We start from the raw sequence: 17,894 nt of genomic DNA on the forward strand, positions 1-17,894 counted from the left end.
GGTGGAGCTTTTTACTAGCAGTGCTGATTTAGGCGATAAAGGCGGTACCGCAGCTGCCAGTCTCCAAAACATTGGATAGACAAGGTCACTTGAATAACCCCTTTATTGATTGGCAGAAGGATCACTATTTCTGCTTGTGGTGGGTTGCCAGAAATGCGGGCGTGCGGCTGGCAAGCGTGTTGGGCAGCTTCCCCCCACTTCCTGGCCCGAAGACTCCCGTCTTCGTCCTAGCTTGACCTTTTTGTTACTTTTTGGGTCAAGCCAAAAAGTAAAGAAGTAAATAGAGAAAGGAATGTCCATAGCAGCGATAAGAGTTGTTATAGCCATAACATTCTTGATATGTAGCGTCTTGGAGACGAAGAGACTGCGTACGTGAGAAATACCGGTTTCCCGAAATTTGCAATTACGTGTACAAATAAAGCCGATTTGCCATCGGCAGCTTGCACCTGCCTGTGGAAGACCACCGGATTTCGAGGGGCGATCCTTATCGGGTGACGCTATTGATTCCGAAGGTTAAGGGTTCGTACACCTAACCAAGGGCTTTCCTATAGATTTTGTACAATGGGGATTACAAATCCCCTTTATCTGGGTTCGGGATTTCAAATCCCGAACAGCGGGTAGCGGGAATTCAACCGATTTACGCTAATCCAAAAAACAAGAAAAACCCCTTAAATTTTCCAACTATAAAAAATGCAATTCACACCCATAAAATTACTGATAACAAAAATATATCCCCTTTTCCTTTCCAAAACCAACTATAACTGCGTACTTTAAATATTGTTTCGGGGAGGGAGGTCCTAATGGGACTGAGGAGGCGAAGCTGTGCCCGCCCCGCAAAAACAAAACCAACTTATTAATTTTAAAATTACCAACCATTGCCACCGCCCCCGGCGGTGTTACCGCACACGCCTCCATGAGGAGGAGGTGTCAGCGTATCAGGAAAAAAGTCACTCGATTTTTTATTTCTAAGGGATTCCCTTACTTTTGATATTTGGTAACAGGCAATCACACAATTCCAACTCATTGATCAAGTATGCTATTAGGCTGATCATCTTCGGCCTTTTTCTCGTGCAGGCAGTCTCCTGCGTCTCCAACGAACGTATTATTTATATGCAGGACAGAGGCACCGATGAGCCTCTGTACCAGGAACTGGAATTCGTTCCTTACCAAACCGAGAAGTACTTCCTGCAATACAATGATGTGGTGGATGTCTCCATAAAGACCACTTCCCCGGAACTTAATGCCATCTTTGAATTGGCCATGAGTCAGCAGAGGCAAGGAATGGGAGGAGGAATGGGAGGAGGAATGATGAGTGGAGGAGATATCTTCTTTATGACAGGGTACACTGTAAATGAGGAGGGTAATGTGGAGCTGCCCCTGCTAGGTGAGGTACCCATAATTGGGCTGACCACTCGGCAGGCCAAAGAGATGATAGAAGAACGCTTGCAAGAATTTGTCAATGAGGAGGATCTTTTCGTTAGGGTAAGGCTGGGGGGCATACGCTTTTCCGCTTTGGGTGAATTCACCAATAATGGAAACTTTACCATACTCCAAAACCAAATCACTATCTATCAGGCCATTGCACATGCCGGGGATATGACCACGGTGGCCAAACGGAATGAAGTGGTGCTGGTACGGCAATACCCAGAGGGCACCAAATCCTACCGCATTAACTTGAACGACAAACGTATTATGCAATCCGAGTTTTTCTTTATCCGCCCCAATGATATGCTCTATGCGGAGCCAATGAAAATCCGGGAATTGGGTACAGGAATCACCTTTATTCAGACGTTTCAACTGGCTGTTACTACTTTTTCTGCTGTATTACTGGTTTTAAATGTGGTAAACTAAGTAAGTATGAATTACTACCCTCCACCCTCCAACGGCCGCTCCCAAATTCCTTCGAATGAGCAGGATAGCTTTGACAATCTGGATCCCAAAAAGATTGTATTGCAGATCATTTCCATCTGGCATTATATCTTAGTTTCTATAGTATTAGCCTTAGGAATAGCCTATTTGCATCTAAGGCAAACTGTACCTCAATATGAAGTAAAAAGTAAGTTCTTCATTAAGGAAAAAGATGCAAGCTTCGGGATTTTTGAGGATGTGGCTGGAATAGGTCAGAATGAAATGGGACTTGTCAACCAGATTATTATGCTTAAATCCAGACCCATTGCCGAGGCTACTTTGAGGCAATTGGATTTTGATGTGGAGTATTATACCCAGGGGGTGTTTATAAAAAAGGAACATTACGCTAGCACCCCTATACGTGCAGAGGTGGACTGGACCCAACCTCAACTAGTTAATGGGGATATTACCGTGAAATGGAATGATAATACTTCTTTTACTCTTCAATTTAAAGAGGAGGAATATACCCAACTCTTTCCGCAAGGGGAAGGCCGGTCAAAAATTTTAGCACCTGAATTAGGAAAGAGGTCTTTTAGTTTCGGTCAACTAGTAGAACTCCCCTATTTGCGCTTTACATTGTATAAGACCAATACCGATAATGAAGGGGAAATGATCCTACGTTTCAGGGATATCCCAGACTTGGTCAATCAATATACCGGTGGAAGGTTAAAGATCGAACCCGCAGAAAAACAGTCATCCATTTTGGAGTTAACCCTGCAAACCCCTACACCAGTAAAAGGTAGAAATTACCTAGATAAATTGCATGATGTCTATTTGCAAAATGAACTGGAGGAAAAGAATGTGGCGGCTACCAATACCATTGAGTTTATTGATGCTCAACTGGTGAGTTTGTCAGATTCACTGATGTATATAGAAAACAGACTTGAAAGTTTTCGGACCAATAATAGCATTTATAACCTCTCTTCAGAAGGATCTGCTATTTTTCAAGAGCTATCAGCGTTGGAAAGAGAATTGGCACAAGAGGAATTTAAAAAGGAATATTATCAGCAATTAGGTAATTATTTAATAAGGGAGGATTATAATGACATTATAGTTCCCTCGGGATTGGGAATACAGGATCCTATATTAAATACATTGATTGAAAACCTGTTGCGTTTACAGGCAGAGAAATCAATGCACCTCGCCCGCCTAACCGAGGGTTCCCCTCCTGTGCGCGAGGTTAACCGCAAAATAGCTGATTTGAACCGTAGCATCCGGGAGTTATTGGGTAATGTACAGCAAAATGCCCAGTTGATTATTGGGGACTTACGGGGAAGAATTACCCGAATAGAAGGGGAATTTAGCCGACTTCCGCAGACAGAGCAAAATTTGATGCGCATCCAACGAGAGTTTACACTTAATGAGGGACTATATACCTACTTGCTCCAAAAACGAGCAGAATCCGCCATTACCCGTGCCTCCAATACCCCTTCCAATAAAGTCATAGAGAATGCATTGATCAATAATGCTCCAATTAGTCCAAGGGGAGCTAAAGTATATGCCATTGCCTTTATGCTAGGGATGATTTTACCTATTGGATATGTAATTGCAAAGCTCTTACTGGAAAATAAAGTAAAGGATATACACGAGTTGGAAAAATTATCGGATCTTTCCTTGTTGGCACAAATCCCTTATGCAGAGAGTCCGGTTAAATTAGTGGTATTTAACCAACCCCGGTCCGGTGTCACAGAGTCCTTTAGGACCCTTAGGGCCAATCTCAATTTTATTTTGCCTAAAGATAAGGTGCCCATCATTATGCTGACGTCTAATATTTCAGGGGAGGGCAAATCCTTCTGTGCCATGAACTTGGCCTCTGTTTATGCTTTATCGGGAAAGAAAATTCTACTTATTGGTTGCGATATGCGTAAACCCAAATTATTTGATGATTTCGGCTTAAGCAATGTCAAGGGTCTTTCCTCTTATTTAAGTCAACAGGAGATAGACCCGTATGCAGTAATACAAACTACCTCATTTCCCAACCTGGACATTATAGCCTCCGGTCCGATACCTCCTAATCCTGCGGAATTATTGATGACGGATCGTTTTTCCCAATTAGTGGAAAAGGTAAAGGAAAACTTTGATATGATTATTTTAGATACACCTCCCGTAGGGTTGGTATCGGAGTCGCTGGAATTATTACAATTATCTGACTTGGCTTTATTTGTTTTACGCTACAATTATAGCATAAAACCCTTTATTCAGCATATCAATACCTTAAAAAAACAACATAAGCTAAAAAACACCTATTTGGTTTTTAATGGTATTGATAAATCTGCCCAAGCCTATGGTTACAGTGGGTATGGTTACGGATATGGGTACTATGCGGAGGATAAGGGGAAAAAGTTCAAATCAAAAGTTAAGTAACTTAAACAGCCATTAATTATTACCTCAATCTTAAACCATTTTTTTTGATTACATGTTAATTGGATTCCTTATTTTGTGTTCCATATGATAAAAAAAGCACTAAAACGTATATTTTCAAATCTTCATTGGTTCTTTACCTATTTGGGTTATAAAATATTTTTAGCAGCCTTTATTTCCATTGTGGTCGGTGTATTGGATGGGTTTGGGTTGACCCTATTTTTGCCTCTCTTGCAGATGGTCAGTGGAGATGGAACGGTGGAAGCAGAGCCTATGGGAAATCTGGGCTTTATATTGGAGGGAATAAATGCTGTGGGAATTCAGATAACGCTATTATCTATTCTCCTTTTCATGGTGTTCTTTTTTTCTTTGAAAGGTCTTGCCGTTTATGGCAATAAAATTTATTCAGTCGCACTTCAACAGCAACTAATTCGAAAAATTAGGTTGTCTTTACTACGTTCTCTTAACCAAGTAAATTTTAAGTACTTTGTTAAGTCCGATGTTGGAAGGATACAAAATACTATGACAGGAGAAGTTGGTAGAGTTCAACAAGCGTATCAAGCATACTTTCTATCGTTACAGCAATTAATTATGGTGCTGGTTTATGCAGGGTTTGCATTCTTTGTAGATTTTCAATTTGCCCTGTTGGTAGCTGTAGGAGGGGTTTTGACTAATTTATTGTACAGCTCCATTTACAAAAAGACCAAGGGAGCCAGTCGGAAATTAACCGGCGAAAGTAATGTGTATCAAGGTCAGGTGATTCAGCATATTGCGCATTTTAAGTACTTGAGGGCAACAGGCATGGCTAGGAAATTTTCTAATCATTTGGAAAAAACCATTAAAAAAATAGAGCAAAGCAGAAAAAGGATAGGTGAATTGGCAGGTATTTTAGAGGCCGCAAGAGAACCTATGCTTATTTCAGTAATCACGGCCGTAATTTTGATCCAAGTATACTATATGGGCGGTAGTCTTGGCCCTATACTTATTTCTTTATTGTTTTTTTATCGAGCACTTACCTCATTGACTGCTATGCAAAATGCATGGAACCGATTTTTGGAAGTGAGTGGTTCACTAGAGAATATGCAGGCTTTTCAACATGAGTTAACATCCAATAAGGGAAAAGATGGGATAATACCATTTAATGGCTTGATTGAAAGGATCCAGCTAAAAGGAGTATGCTTTGGATATGCAAAGATAAAAATTTTAAAAGAGATTGACCTTGATATAGTTAAAAATCAAAGCATTGCCCTGGTGGGGGAAAGTGGAAGTGGAAAAACTACCTTGGTGAATTTGATTGCAGGCCTGTTACCAGCTGAGAAGGGTGAATTGAGTGTAGATGGAATTTCATTTACACAGCTCAACAAGGAAAGTTACCAAAGAAGAATTGGTTATATCACTCAAGAACCAGTTATTTTTAATGATAGTATTTTTAACAATGTTACCTTTTGGGCTGAAGCCAGTCGGGAAAACCTTCGACGATTTTGGGGCGTCATGGAACAAGCATCCCTTAAAGAATTTGTAATAGAATTGTCGGAAGCAGAACATACAGAATTAGGGAACAATGGTATCAATCTCAGTGGAGGGCAAAAACAGAGAATTTCTATAGCTAGAGAACTATTTAAAAGTGTAGATATCTTAATATTAGATGAAGCTACTTCAGCATTGGATACAGAGACTGAACGTAATATCCAGGATAGTATTGAAGCACTCAAGGGAAATTATACTTTAATTATTGTAGCACACCGTTTATCAACTATAAAAAGCGTTGACCAAATCGTAATGATAACGGAAGGGAGAGTAGAATATGTTGCTCCCTTCAAAGAACTCATGAAGATGTCAACTAAATTTAAACGTATGGTTACATTACAAGAGATTTGAAAATCGCATGATCCCTGTAACCCGTCCTTTTTCTCCTCCTATTGAAGAATACCATGAACTGCTTCAAGGAATTTGGCAGCGTAGCTGGTTTACCAATAATGGACCATTGGTAAATGATCTTGAATTAAAATTGAAAAGGTATTTAGGAATTAAGCATTTGCTATATCTAGGAAATGGAACAATTGCTATTCAAATTGCATTGAAGGCCTTAAAAATTGATAAAGAAGTAATAACCACACCTTTTTCCTACGTAGCAACCACAAGTAGCCTTGTTTGGGAAGGTTGTACACCTGTTTATGTTGATATCCATCCCGAAAGTTTGAATATTGACCCCACAAAGATTGAAGTAGCTATCACTAAAAATACTCAGGCAATTTTGGCTACCCATTGTTTTGGGAATCCCTGTGATGTTGAAGCGATTCAGGAAATTGCAGATAAATATGGTCTAAAGGTGATCTATGATGCAGCACATTGTTTTGGGACTAAATATAAAGGGGAAAGTATTTTTAGATGGGGAGATATCAGTACTACAAGTTTTCATGCAACTAAATTATTCCATACAGTAGAAGGCGGTGCTGTATTCACAAAAAATCCCGAACTCCTAAGGGTTATGGCCTATAAAAGAAATTTCGGGCACAAAGGCTTTGAAGATTTTCATGGTGTTGGAATCAATGGGAAAAACTCAGAGTTTCATGCGGCTATGGGATTAGTGAATTTGAAATATATCGGTTCAATTCTTGAACGAAGAAAAAAGCAATCCCTATTTTATGACAAGTACTTGGGTAGTCAAGAATTTCAAAAGGTTCAAATCCAGCACGGAAGCGAGTTTAATTATGCCTACTACCCTTTAAGATTTGAAAGCGAAGCCGTAACAAAAAAAGTAAAGCAATCACTCGAGTCAGCAGAAATTTTTCCAAGGAGGTACTTTTATCCTAGTTTAGGTACTTTAAATTATGTATCGCCTCCATGTACACCGATTGCCGATGAAAACTCAGCTCGCATTCTATGTCTTCCTCTCTATCACGACCTAAGCGAAATGGAACAAAAGTTAATTTGCAGAAAAATTTTAAGAACAATTAATTATAACAGTTAAAAATGAGACATAATCAGGTCCTTTCTACTTTTACATTTTTTAAAGACCCTATTTCATTTAATAAGTTTACAGGAAAGCAATTACTTCAGTATTGTTTGGGTGCTACACTTTACATGCCTGGGACTAAGGATGTTCGTCAAAAAATTTTATCAGGTTCGCTTTACCCCCTTACTTCCATGGTAATGTGTTTTGAAGATGCTATCAAGGAAGATGATGTGACCATTGCTGAGGAAAACGTGTTGGATCATCTTTCAGCTATCTCTGTTGCCGTGAAAAATAATGATCTTAGCGTAGATGATATCCCACTAATATTTTTACGAGTAAGAAATTCCGATCAATTTATAAGTTTTTTAGAAAAAATAAGCAAAGATCAGGCTGAAGTATTGAGCGGTTTTGTTTTCCCCAAGTTTTATTCTTCAAATGCAGAAATTTATCTAGAAAAATTGAAAGAAATAAACAATAATTTGGGGGTAACATTATATGGGATGCCTATTTTAGAGGGGAGATCTATTGCCTATAAAGAATCAAGGGTTGGGGAGTTGGATTTACTTTCCAAAATAGTTTTTGAATATAAAGATTTGATTCTTAATATCAGGATTGGAGGTACAGATTTTTCCTCCATTTTTGGAGTAAGAAGAAGTATAAATACTTCTATTTATGATATTCTTCCTGTAAGGGATTGTATTTCAGATATACTTAACTTTTTTAATAGGGACAGTATGGAGTATACTGTTTCTGCTCCAGTTTGGGAATATTTTTTAGCGTATAAAAAAGATAATTTAGAGGAATTGTTAAAAAAGAATATTAACCATAATCTTTTGAGCAGAAATACAATTGTAAATGATGCTATTGATGGATTGTTAAGAGAAATTTTTATTGATAAAGCAAATGGTTTTGTTGGGAAAACAATAATTCATCCTTCCCATATAAAGTTTGTCAATGCTATGCAGGCAGTTACAAAAGAAGAATATGAAGATGCAGTTCAAATCCTACAAACCTCAGGTGGGGTAATTAAAAGTGCAAGGGCAAACAAGATGAACGAAATAAATCCTCATCGAAATTGGGCAAAAGGAATAGCTCTGCGTGCCGAAGCATATGGCGTAATTGCTGAAGAGTCTGATTTTTTAAAAATAATGTTTAATTTATGAATATAAAAACTGATAACTTTTTGGATTATTTAACTGAATTTTTTGAAAAGGAAATCATAGATAAGGATAAAAGAAAAGCAAAAGACTGCCTTTTAGATTATCTAGGTGTAACAATTGCTGGATCTTATACTTTATTTAGGAACTATCCTGAACTTAGGTGTTTAGCAAGTAGTGAAGGGGGAGCTATCAAAGTAATAGGTGTAAATGAAACTACAAGTTTATTAAACGCCGCACTCCTTAACGGAATGGCTGCCCACGTTTTAGAGTTGGATGACGGATATAGGTATGGTATGGTTCACCCTGGAGCAGTAATATTTTCTGCCTTATTACCAATAGCGCAAAAATTCAACATTTCCGGTGATACATTCTTAAGGTCCACGGTTGTAGCCTATGAGGCATGCTTACGTCTATCAAAAGCAATGCAACCAGTATTAAAGGAAAAGGGACTTCATGCGACTGGCGTAGTTGCAGGAGTAGGAGCCGCAATTGGAATTGGTTTTGCCCTCGGTTATAGTAGGGCTCAATTAAAATCCGTTTTAACAGCTTCATGTACTAGTGCGTCTGGACTGTTAGAAGTCATTAGGGATGAATCTCAATTGAAACCCTATAACAGTGCACAGGCTGCGATGAACGGTATGGCTGCCGGGCTTTTTGGTAAAGCGGGAATGCATACGCCAGATGATATACTTGGTGGTAATCAGGGATTTTTCACTGCACATTCTAAGATATCCAACATCGATTCCTTGTTGGAACCTAACAAAAGTGCAATGATTCAGGAGATTTATGTAAAGCCTTATGCTGCATGTAGACATGCCCATGCCCCAATTGACGCAGTCTTATATTTAAAGGCTCAGTTCCCTATTGATATTTGTGGAATAGACAGCGTGACTATTGAAACATATAAGTATGCAGTTGCTCTTCATGATCACCAAGTTGTTGAATCTTCTGCATCTGCAAAAATGAGTACTCCATATAGTGTGGCAGTTGCATTAATTCACCAATCTGCTGGATTGGAGGAATTTTATGAAGAAATCATATCTCAAAAGGATGTTAAAAGTTTGTGTAAAAGAATTCATGTTATTGAGAATGTTGATTTTACAAAACTTGTCCCTCAAAAACGTTCTGCTAAAGTAAGTATTCTGATGAATAATAGGCAGTTATTTGAGCACCAAGTAGATTTCCCAAAGGGTGAGCCTGAGAACGCTATGACTTCTTACGAATTGAAGGAAAAGTTTTATAAATTGGCTGAATTTGCCAATGTTCCAAAAGATAATCAAAATCAAATTCTTAAAACAGTTGACAAATTGGAATATAGAATAAGCGATCTGTACAGGTATGTGTAACCGATTAAAGAGATTGAAAGATGGATAAATCCAGAGCTTTTTTGAAAAAAATTGGGATGCCTTCAGGTGATGCATATGAGCTACCGACTTCTAAAAAACGATTTTCTGATGGCGCACAATATCGGTTTGAAGTTCCAGGTATTCAGGGCCCTAAAGCCATGGCAAGCTTACTGGACGAAACAGTAAGATTGGGGTTGACCGTTCATCGTGTTACACAGACCAAAGGCATATACCTGCTTGACAACGATGATATAAAAAAAATGGTCGATCTCGCCGATCAGCATCGGGTGGAATTGGTATTGGCTATAGGACCAAGAGCTACTACCGACACAAGTGCCTCGGTTAATACTCCAGAGGGCCAACGAATGGGATATCGCCTTAGAGGTCAGGAACAAATCGTAAGAGCCATGGAAGAGGTGTACCGTGCAGTAGATTTAGGGTGCACCTCCTTTTTGGTTTATGATGAAGGGTCACTTTGGGTCTTTAATGAGATGCGGAAGGCGGGTGAAATTCCATCTTACTGCCATTTTAAAGTTTCGGCCCATACCGGCCACGGAAATCCCTGCTCTGCCAAACTGCTTGAAACCAACGGGGCAAGTTCCTTAAATCCTGTTCGAGATATTCAGCTCCAAATGATGGCAGCCATACGTCAGGCTATCGACATTCCGCTCGACCTGCATACGGAGAACCCGGCTTCCACGGGCGGCTTTATCCGCCACTACGAGGTACCTGAAATGATTCGGGTGGCTGCGCCGATATACCTTAAAACAGGTGGCTCTGTTGCCAAAACCCACAGTTGGGAAACATCGGATGCAGATGCAAGACAACGAGCCAAACAGGTCAGCTTGGTTAAACGCATGGTAGATGTGTATTACCCGGAAGCGGTTAGCTCACCGAAAGGTTCTTTTGATAAAATATTATAATGCGTATTTCAAAAAAAGAGTTATTTGAAATTTCTTTAAAGGTACTCACGAAACATAGTGTACCTGAAGATCAAGCTCGAATAATTGCAGATACTGTTGTTTATGCACATGCCAGTGGTAAGGGTACGCATGGGGCAACCCGTTTGGGGGTTTACGTTTCGAAAATTAAGTCCGGGTTTATGAGACCTGATACAATATTAAGTAAGATTTCAGAGAAGGGTGCTATTGGTGTTTATGATGCCGGACATGGGTTTGGTCAGGTAGCTGCTTTCAGAGCTGTGGAAAAGGCAATTGAAAAATCAATAGTTCATGGTGTTGGAATTTCGTCTGTAAGGCACAGTAACAATTTTGGAACTGCATCCTATTTTGCTAAACAGGCTACTGAACAAAATAAAATAGCTCTCATTTTTTCGAATGCTGCCCCAGCTATTGCTCCATGGGGTGGAAGTAGGCCACTCTTTGGCACTAATCCAGTTGCTTTTGGTTTTCCGACACCAACAGATACATCTCCCATTATTTTAGATATGGCAGTTTCAAATGCTGCCCGAGGGAAAATTCGACTAGCTGAAAAAAATGGCGAGAAAATTCCATTTGGGTGGGCTCTTGACCCCGATGGAAATCCAACTGATGATCCTACACTTGCCATTTTAGGATCAATGCTCCCAATAGGAGAACATAAAGGAGCTGGATTGGCAATAGTAGTGGACTTACTAGCTGGCTTGTTGACTGGATCAGGCTTTGCTGGTAGAGTTAAGCCTTTAAACACACTAAATGATTATTCTGATAACGGTCATCTATTTTTGGTTCTTGATGCTACTTTCTTTATGGATATTGAATCCTATTATGAAAGGATGAATTTCTTAAGAGTAACTGTTAAAGAAAATAATCTTAAGAACGAAATTTTATTACCTGGTGAACGATCTTATTCTAATGAAAGGCGTTACACAGAAACTGTTGAAATTTCAGATAATATTTATCAAGAAATAAAATACTTGCTTTAATATATCATTCTTTATGAGTATAGATAAGAAACCGGTTGCAATAATATTAGGAGGAACAAACCCTCATAAATCTTTGGTGGAAAAACTTAAAGAAAGAGGGTACTTCACAATATTACTTGATTATCTGGATAATCCACCGGCAAAAGCTGTAGCCGATGAGCATGTTCAAGAGAGTACTTTAGATAAAGAGAAAGTATTGGAGGTAGCAAAAGAGAAAAATGCAAGCTTAGTGATAGCGACGTGTATCGATCAGGCAAATGTAACAGCTTGTTGGGTGGCTGAAAAAATAGAATTGCCTCATCCATATAGTTATGAAACTGCTTCTCTAATAGCCGACAAAACGAGGATGAAACAGAAAATGATTAAAGCTGGAATACCAACTGCTAAATTTTGTATTGTCAATAATGAAGATAATATAGATTTAGAAATGCTTACTTTCCCACTTGTAGTTAAACCTTCAGATACAAATGGATCGAAGGGTGTTAGAAGAGTTGATAACTCTGAAGAGCTTGATATTTATTTAAAAGAAGCATTATCGTTGAGCCGAAATGGTAAGGCTATAGTTGAAGAGTTTATTGAAGGTGATGAAATCGGTATTGATTGCTTTATTGCAAAGGGAAAAGCAGATGTAATCACCACCCACAAAAAAAGAAAACCTCAACTAAAAGACGGTAGCGTAATCTTTTCCATTGGCTCAATCTCTCCTGCGCCAATTACCGAAATAGTGAAAGCAAAGATAGAGGCTGTGGCGAATCAGTTAGCAACTGTTTTTAGTTTGGATAATACACCTCTACTTATTCAAGCGATAGTTACAAATGATGAAGTCAAAGTCATTGAGTTTGCACCGCGAATTGGAGGAGGTTTAAATTTCAGAAAAATTAAATTGTTTGCTGATTTCGATATCATATCTGCAGCGGTCGATTCATTCTTAAACATACCTGTGAAAATTGAGTACCAGAAAAAAGATGTTTGCTATTCAGAAAATCATATCTATACAGAACCAGGAATATTTGGATCAATAGAAGGGTATGATAAGCTATTAAATAGCAGAAATATTCTTGAGTTTTATCCGAATAAAGTTAAAGGTATGATAATTGGAAACACCAATGCAAGCAAAGATAGAATTGGGTCTTACATAGTATCAGGCAAATCATTAGCTGAAATAAAAAGGAAAATAACAACTACTATGTCTGAAATAATTGTTTATGATATTAATGGTAGAAACATGAAATATTCATATGATTATAAAGATTTGCTTTTTTAAATAAATATATGCTTCTGCCAGAGATTAAATTTCATTCCAAAACCTCTTCATCATACTATATAGCTTTAGCAGCGTGGCGGAGGGGTCTTGCTGTTACATTTATTAAGAATTCAAATAACTTTAGAATTACGTCTTCTGAGAAATCTTTGTTTTTTTGTAATTCTGCAATGATAAGTGGAGCACAAGGTATAGTAGCTCATAATTCTTGTAAAAATAAGTTCTTAACAAAACAATTATTAGCAAAAAATGAGGTGTCTGTACCAATTGGTAAATTATTTACTGAACGACAAACAGATGAGGAAATTATTGCCTATGCCCAGACACTTGTTTTTCCTGTTGTAGTAAAACCTAACAACGAAAGTAATGGACAAGACGTTTATGCTAATATTGGAAGCCTAAGTGAATTGAAAAAAGTACTTGCTTTATTTAGAAAAAAAAGAATAAATTTTGAATTAATCTTAGAAGAACATAAAAAAGGATTCGATAATAGGGTATACGTTGTAGGAGATAGAGTCGTGGCAGCTTACAGAAGAACACCAGCAAATATTATCGGAGACGGAACTCATTGTGTAAATGATTTAATTAAGATTTGCAATGAGTCAAGAAGTCATAATCCACATTTGCATAGCAGACCAATAATAGTAGATGAAGAGGTTTTATGGCGCTTAGAAAAAGACGGATATTCTTTAAATACAATTATCCCAAAATATAAAAAAATCTATCTTAGATCAAAAGCTAATCTAACAGCTGGTGGTGATTTAGAAGATATGACTGAAAGTTTGCCTTCACAAATTTGTGAATTGGCAGTAAGTGCTTGTAAGGCTATACCTAATTTGAACAATGCAGGAATTGATATTTTATTTTGTGAAAAAGAGAATCCTCATGGCTCTGTTATTGAAATCAACTCAATGGCTCAATTACCAGGTCACATATATCCAACAATTGGTAAGTCAAGAGATATTGCCTCGGAAATAATTGATTTCTTTTTTCCAGAAAGTAAAATATCTTCGAACAGAAATGGAGATTTTTTTTTTAATATGGTACAAGTTGATAGGATACTTAATGCGTTTGAACAATATGAATATACATTATCACCATCTTCGGTAAATCAAACTATTAAAATGCAGTTTTTTATTATGAAGTCAAAAATAAATGAACAACAGAAAATGAAAATAAGAGATGAAGCCAGAAGACTCAATCTCTCAGGTTTCAATTGTGCTGAAGATGACGGTGAAAGAATTGTAATTAGAGGTGAAAGCCTTGATGTAGATGTTTTCATTAAATTCCTTAAAAAATTACTCAATGATGGTTCATTTTTAACTACCTCTTCTTCTTATGACCTACCAATTACTTATGGATACTACAATCAAATAAATTAGTAGTATGTTGCAAGAGTATAAATTGACGCATAGTCAATTAAATTCATTCTTAATTGAATATGAGGCTAGAAAACTTGGGCTTAACTGTCATAGGTTAAACCATTATTTGTTGATTGTATCTGACAAGATGGGCAAGGAAGCATTGTTTAGAAGGGCTGCTGGTCCTGATGTATCTTATTCATCAGATATAGTGGCTATGAACAAAGACATGGCTAAACGAATTTGGTATAAGAAGCAAATACCCATAAATCCTTGGGTAACAGTAAGTACAAATGAATCTGATTTCAAAATAGCTGAAGAATTTGCTCGTGCTTTTGATTGGGGAGTTGTAGTAAAACCCATAGCAGGTGCAGGAGGACGAAATGTATATACGGACATTTCGTGTAAGAAAGAGTTGATTAACGCCATACATTCTGCTGCACAAGCTAGGGTTACAAATACAAAGTATTTAGGACCTAAAATAGTTATGATTGAGCGAAAATTTAATGCCCCCGATTATCGATTTTTTATTGTCAATGGCATAGTTGAAGGGGTATTAGAAAGGGTAAGACCATATATTATTGGCGATGGTAGAAAATCGATTTCATTGTTAATCCAAGAAAAGGCAATTGCAAGAATGCATAATCCTGATCTTTTGTCTCGTCCACTGATAATAGACGAAGAGGTTTATGCACGAATTAGTAATGAGGGATATAAAATGGATGATGTTCTTCCTCATATGCGGAATATTATACTCAGAGGAAATGCCAATATATCAACTGGAGGGGAATCAGTAGACATTACGGATAAAATAAGCGTAAAGATTAAATCTTTTATCCAAAACGGGATTCTTGCTATTCCAAACTTAAGAACTTGTGCTGTAGATGTTTTATCCAAAAATATCATGAATGATAATGACTTGTCTAATTCAAACATTGTTTTCAATGAAATTGAAAGCGATGCGGCAATGTGCATGCATCACTTTCCTATGCGTGGCAAGCCAAGAAATATTGCACAAAAAATATTAACAAGTTTTTTTGAAATTAAAATGGAAGTTGTATCAGATTATTTACATGATTTTGAAACAAATGGAGAATTAGTCGAAGAAGTAATAAACTCAATTAAAAACACTTATTATGATTTTAATAGTTATGAACTTTAAGAATAGTAATAGTAAAACTTCTTTGAAACGCTGTACCTATTTTAGTAAATAAATAATTATGCCCACATCACTTATAGATTCATCCTACTTCCAAGACATGTTTTCTGACTCCGGAATGCGTCTAATATTTTCTGACGAGAACCGGCTACAAAAATGGTTAAACACAGAAGTTGCACTGGCTGAGGCGCAGGAAGAAGTTGGCATTATTCCCAAAGGAATCGCGCAACAAATTAAAGAAGTTGCTCGAATTGAAAACATCGATCAGTCTGCCATGAAAGCTGAGTTTGATCGCGTGGGTTTTCCAATTCTTCCCTTTGTTCATCAACTTACAAAATCCTGTGATTCTGAAACAGCACGCTGGGTGCATTATGGTGCTACTACACAAGATATTCTTGATACCGGTACCGTCCTTCAGATGCGTGAAGGCCTTCAATGGGTAGAAGACGAGCTGAATTCCATCATAGTAGCCATTTCTATTCAGGTAAAAACACACCGAGATACAGTAATGGCTGGAAGGACTTTTCAGCAGCTTGCAGCACCCATCACCTTTGGATATAAAGCTTCTGTTTGGCTGGACGAGCTAATGCGCCACAAAGAGCGTTTTCAGGAAATTCGACGGCGCATTTTGGTAGGTCAGTGCTCCGGTGCTGTGGGTACATTCGCGACATTGGGTAACCGTGGACTTGAAGTTCAGGAAAAAATGTTTGAAATTCTCAAGCTTGATATGCCTGATGTAAGCTGGCACGTTGCCAGAGACAGATGGAGTGAGATGGTACAGTATTTTGCATTATTATCTGCAACATTCGCCAAAATTGCCAATGAAGTAGCCATTCTGATGCGTTCTGAAATTGGTGAGCTAAGCGAACCATTTGAGCAGGGCAGAGGCGCAAGTACAACGCTTCCACAAAAACGAAACCCCATTACCTGTGAGCCAATTATTGCCGTGGCACATAAACTCCGCGAATTGGCATCCTCGCAGTTGTCTGCCATGATTCAGGAACACGAACGTGGTGCTCTGGGTCAAATGCACCTCGAATGGATGGTGATTCCCGAAGCATTCGCATTGATCTCCGGAAGCCTCAAAAACTCTCGCTTCATCCTTGAAAATCTTGTAGTAGACGACAAACAAATGAAAGACAACATCATGCTCGGTGGTGGGTTAATTATGTCAGAAGCCGTAATGATGGGTTTGGCCCCAAAAATCGGAAAGGAAAATGCACATAATTTAGTGTATAAGGCCGCTGGTAGGGCTTGGGATTCAAAAATAAGTTTAAAGGAGGCCATAATGGGAAGTGAGGAAATATTAGCGATGTTTAGTGAGGCGGAGATTGATGGTTTGCTCGATCCTTTAAATTATGTGGGTGTAGCCCCTATGATGGTTGATAGGATGTTAACCAAATATAAAAATATTGGATATGAATAAGCGGTGGAATAATCGTCCTGAAAATTCCACCTGGGGAGAATGGGGGGAAGACGACCAACTTGGACGACTTAATTTAATTGATCAGAGGAAAGTTCTGCAGGGTATAGCTGAAGTGAAAGTAGGCAAGACCTTTTGTTTGAGTCTTCCACTAGATTATCCTGGGGGACAAGTTTTAAATAAGGTTCGTTTTCCACCAGTAATTAAGCCCGTCATTCGGAATGATGCACCGTATTTCAACTATATGTGGAATCGGAGTAATCCTGAGCATAAAGATATAGGTTCAGATGACGTAGTGCTATTACACACGCAATATTCCACCCAATGGGACAGTCTTGCACATCGAGGAAAGCTTTTCGATATTAATGGAGACGGGAATCTAAAGCCAGTTTATTATAACGGCTTCCGGGCAGGAGAAGACGTGGCGATAGATGAGAAACACGAAACCAAAGCCAAAGCACTAGGAATTGAGCACATGGCAACACATGGCGTCCAAGGTAGAGGTGTATTGGTGGATTTATTTTCAGAATACGGGGAGTTCCCAAGAAAAGAAGTTGGATATGACGACCTTATGCGTATTATGGAAAGAGATGACGTTGAAGTAGAGGAAGGAGATATTCTTTGTCTATGGACTGGTCTCGATCAGATGATTATGCGAATGCAGGGCGAACCGGACCATAGCATTAACAAAGCGAGCGCGGTTTTAGATGGTTTTGATAAAAAGCTACTCAATTGGATCATAGACAGTAAGGTAGCCGCCATTGCTTCTGATAATTTGGCTGTAGAAGCGGTAGGTAAGAAATTGACTCCGGAAAGTAACGGGACCAATCTGCCTATTCACGAACTTTGTTTGTTCCGTCTCGGAGTACATCTTGGTGAACTTTGGTATCTAGCCGATCTTGCAAATTGGCTGCGGAAACATAATAGAAGCAAATTTCTATTGACAGCACCACCCCTTAGGTTAACTGGTGCAGTTGGTTCACCAGTAACACCGATAGCCACAGTTTAGAAAGGAATATTCTGAAACGGGACCTA

The 17,894-nt window shown here is 38.4% G+C and carries 13 protein-coding genes; all 13 read left to right on the forward strand.

Going from position 1 to position 17,894, the window contains the following annotated elements; genetic code table 11:
- Positions 1-1,110: 1,110 nt before the first annotated feature.
- The 13 genes from DB520_RS25755 (at position 1,111) to DB520_RS25815 (ending at position 17,868) form a co-directional block, all read left to right on the forward strand.
- Positions 1,111-1,851, forward strand: a complete 741-nt coding sequence (locus DB520_RS25755; protein ID WP_114752671.1) for a polysaccharide biosynthesis/export family protein — start codon at positions 1,111-1,113, stop codon at positions 1,849-1,851.
- 6 nt (positions 1,852-1,857) lie between these two features.
- The gene (locus DB520_RS25760) at positions 1,858-4,272 is read left to right on the forward strand and encodes a GumC family protein (protein WP_114752673.1); all 2,415 of its coding nucleotides are present in this window, start codon (positions 1,858-1,860) and stop codon (positions 4,270-4,272) included.
- Between the two features lie 84 nt (positions 4,273-4,356).
- Entirely contained in the window at positions 4,357-6,147 is a 1,791-nt protein-coding gene (locus DB520_RS25765; protein ID WP_114752674.1) for an ABC transporter ATP-binding protein, read from the forward strand.
- Positions 6,148-6,154: 7 nt separating this feature from the next.
- Positions 6,155-7,240, forward strand: coding sequence for a DegT/DnrJ/EryC1/StrS family aminotransferase (locus DB520_RS25770; RefSeq protein ID WP_114752675.1), 1,086 nt, complete (start codon positions 6,155-6,157; stop codon positions 7,238-7,240).
- 2 nt (positions 7,241-7,242) lie between these two features.
- Complete coding sequence (locus DB520_RS25775; RefSeq protein ID WP_114752677.1) at positions 7,243-8,388, forward strand: HpcH/HpaI aldolase/citrate lyase family protein; 1,146 nt, start codon at positions 7,243-7,245, stop codon at positions 8,386-8,388.
- Positions 8,385-9,731, forward strand: a complete 1,347-nt coding sequence (locus DB520_RS25780) for an MmgE/PrpD family protein (protein WP_114752678.1) — start codon at positions 8,385-8,387, stop codon at positions 9,729-9,731. Before DB520_RS25775 ends, DB520_RS25780 begins: the two co-directional genes overlap by 4 nt.
- A gap of 20 nt (positions 9,732-9,751) precedes the next feature.
- Positions 9,752-10,654 (forward strand): peptidase, encoded by a 903-nt coding sequence (locus DB520_RS25785; protein ID WP_114752679.1) that lies wholly within the window; start codon positions 9,752-9,754, stop codon positions 10,652-10,654.
- On the forward strand, positions 10,654-11,655 hold the full coding sequence (locus DB520_RS25790) for an Ldh family oxidoreductase (RefSeq protein WP_114752681.1): 1,002 nt from the start codon (positions 10,654-10,656) through the stop codon (positions 11,653-11,655). Before DB520_RS25785 ends, DB520_RS25790 begins: the two co-directional genes overlap by 1 nt.
- 13 nt (positions 11,656-11,668) lie before the next feature.
- Positions 11,669-12,919: an ATP-grasp domain-containing protein gene (locus DB520_RS25795; RefSeq protein WP_114752682.1), complete on the forward strand. Its 1,251-nt coding sequence runs from the start codon at positions 11,669-11,671 to the stop codon at positions 12,917-12,919.
- Positions 12,920-12,927: 8 nt separating this feature from the next.
- On the forward strand, positions 12,928-14,298 hold the full coding sequence (locus DB520_RS25800; RefSeq protein WP_114752683.1) for a hypothetical protein: 1,371 nt from the start codon (positions 12,928-12,930) through the stop codon (positions 14,296-14,298).
- Positions 14,299-14,302: 4 nt separating this feature from the next.
- On the forward strand, positions 14,303-15,439 hold the full coding sequence (locus tag DB520_RS25805) for a hypothetical protein (RefSeq protein WP_114752684.1): 1,137 nt from the start codon (positions 14,303-14,305) through the stop codon (positions 15,437-15,439).
- Between the two features lie 58 nt (positions 15,440-15,497).
- Complete coding sequence (locus DB520_RS25810) at positions 15,498-16,862, forward strand: class-II fumarase/aspartase family protein (protein ID WP_114752685.1); 1,365 nt, start codon at positions 15,498-15,500, stop codon at positions 16,860-16,862.
- On the forward strand, positions 16,855-17,868 hold the full coding sequence (locus DB520_RS25815; RefSeq protein WP_114752686.1) for a cyclase family protein: 1,014 nt from the start codon (positions 16,855-16,857) through the stop codon (positions 17,866-17,868). The genes DB520_RS25810 and DB520_RS25815 overlap by 8 nt, the downstream gene beginning before the upstream one ends.
- Positions 17,869-17,894: the final 26 nt, after the last annotated feature.

This window comes from Pleomorphovibrio marinus (assembly GCF_003347495.1).
Classification (GTDB): domain Bacteria; phylum Bacteroidota; class Bacteroidia; order Cytophagales; family Cyclobacteriaceae; genus Pleomorphovibrio; species Pleomorphovibrio marinus.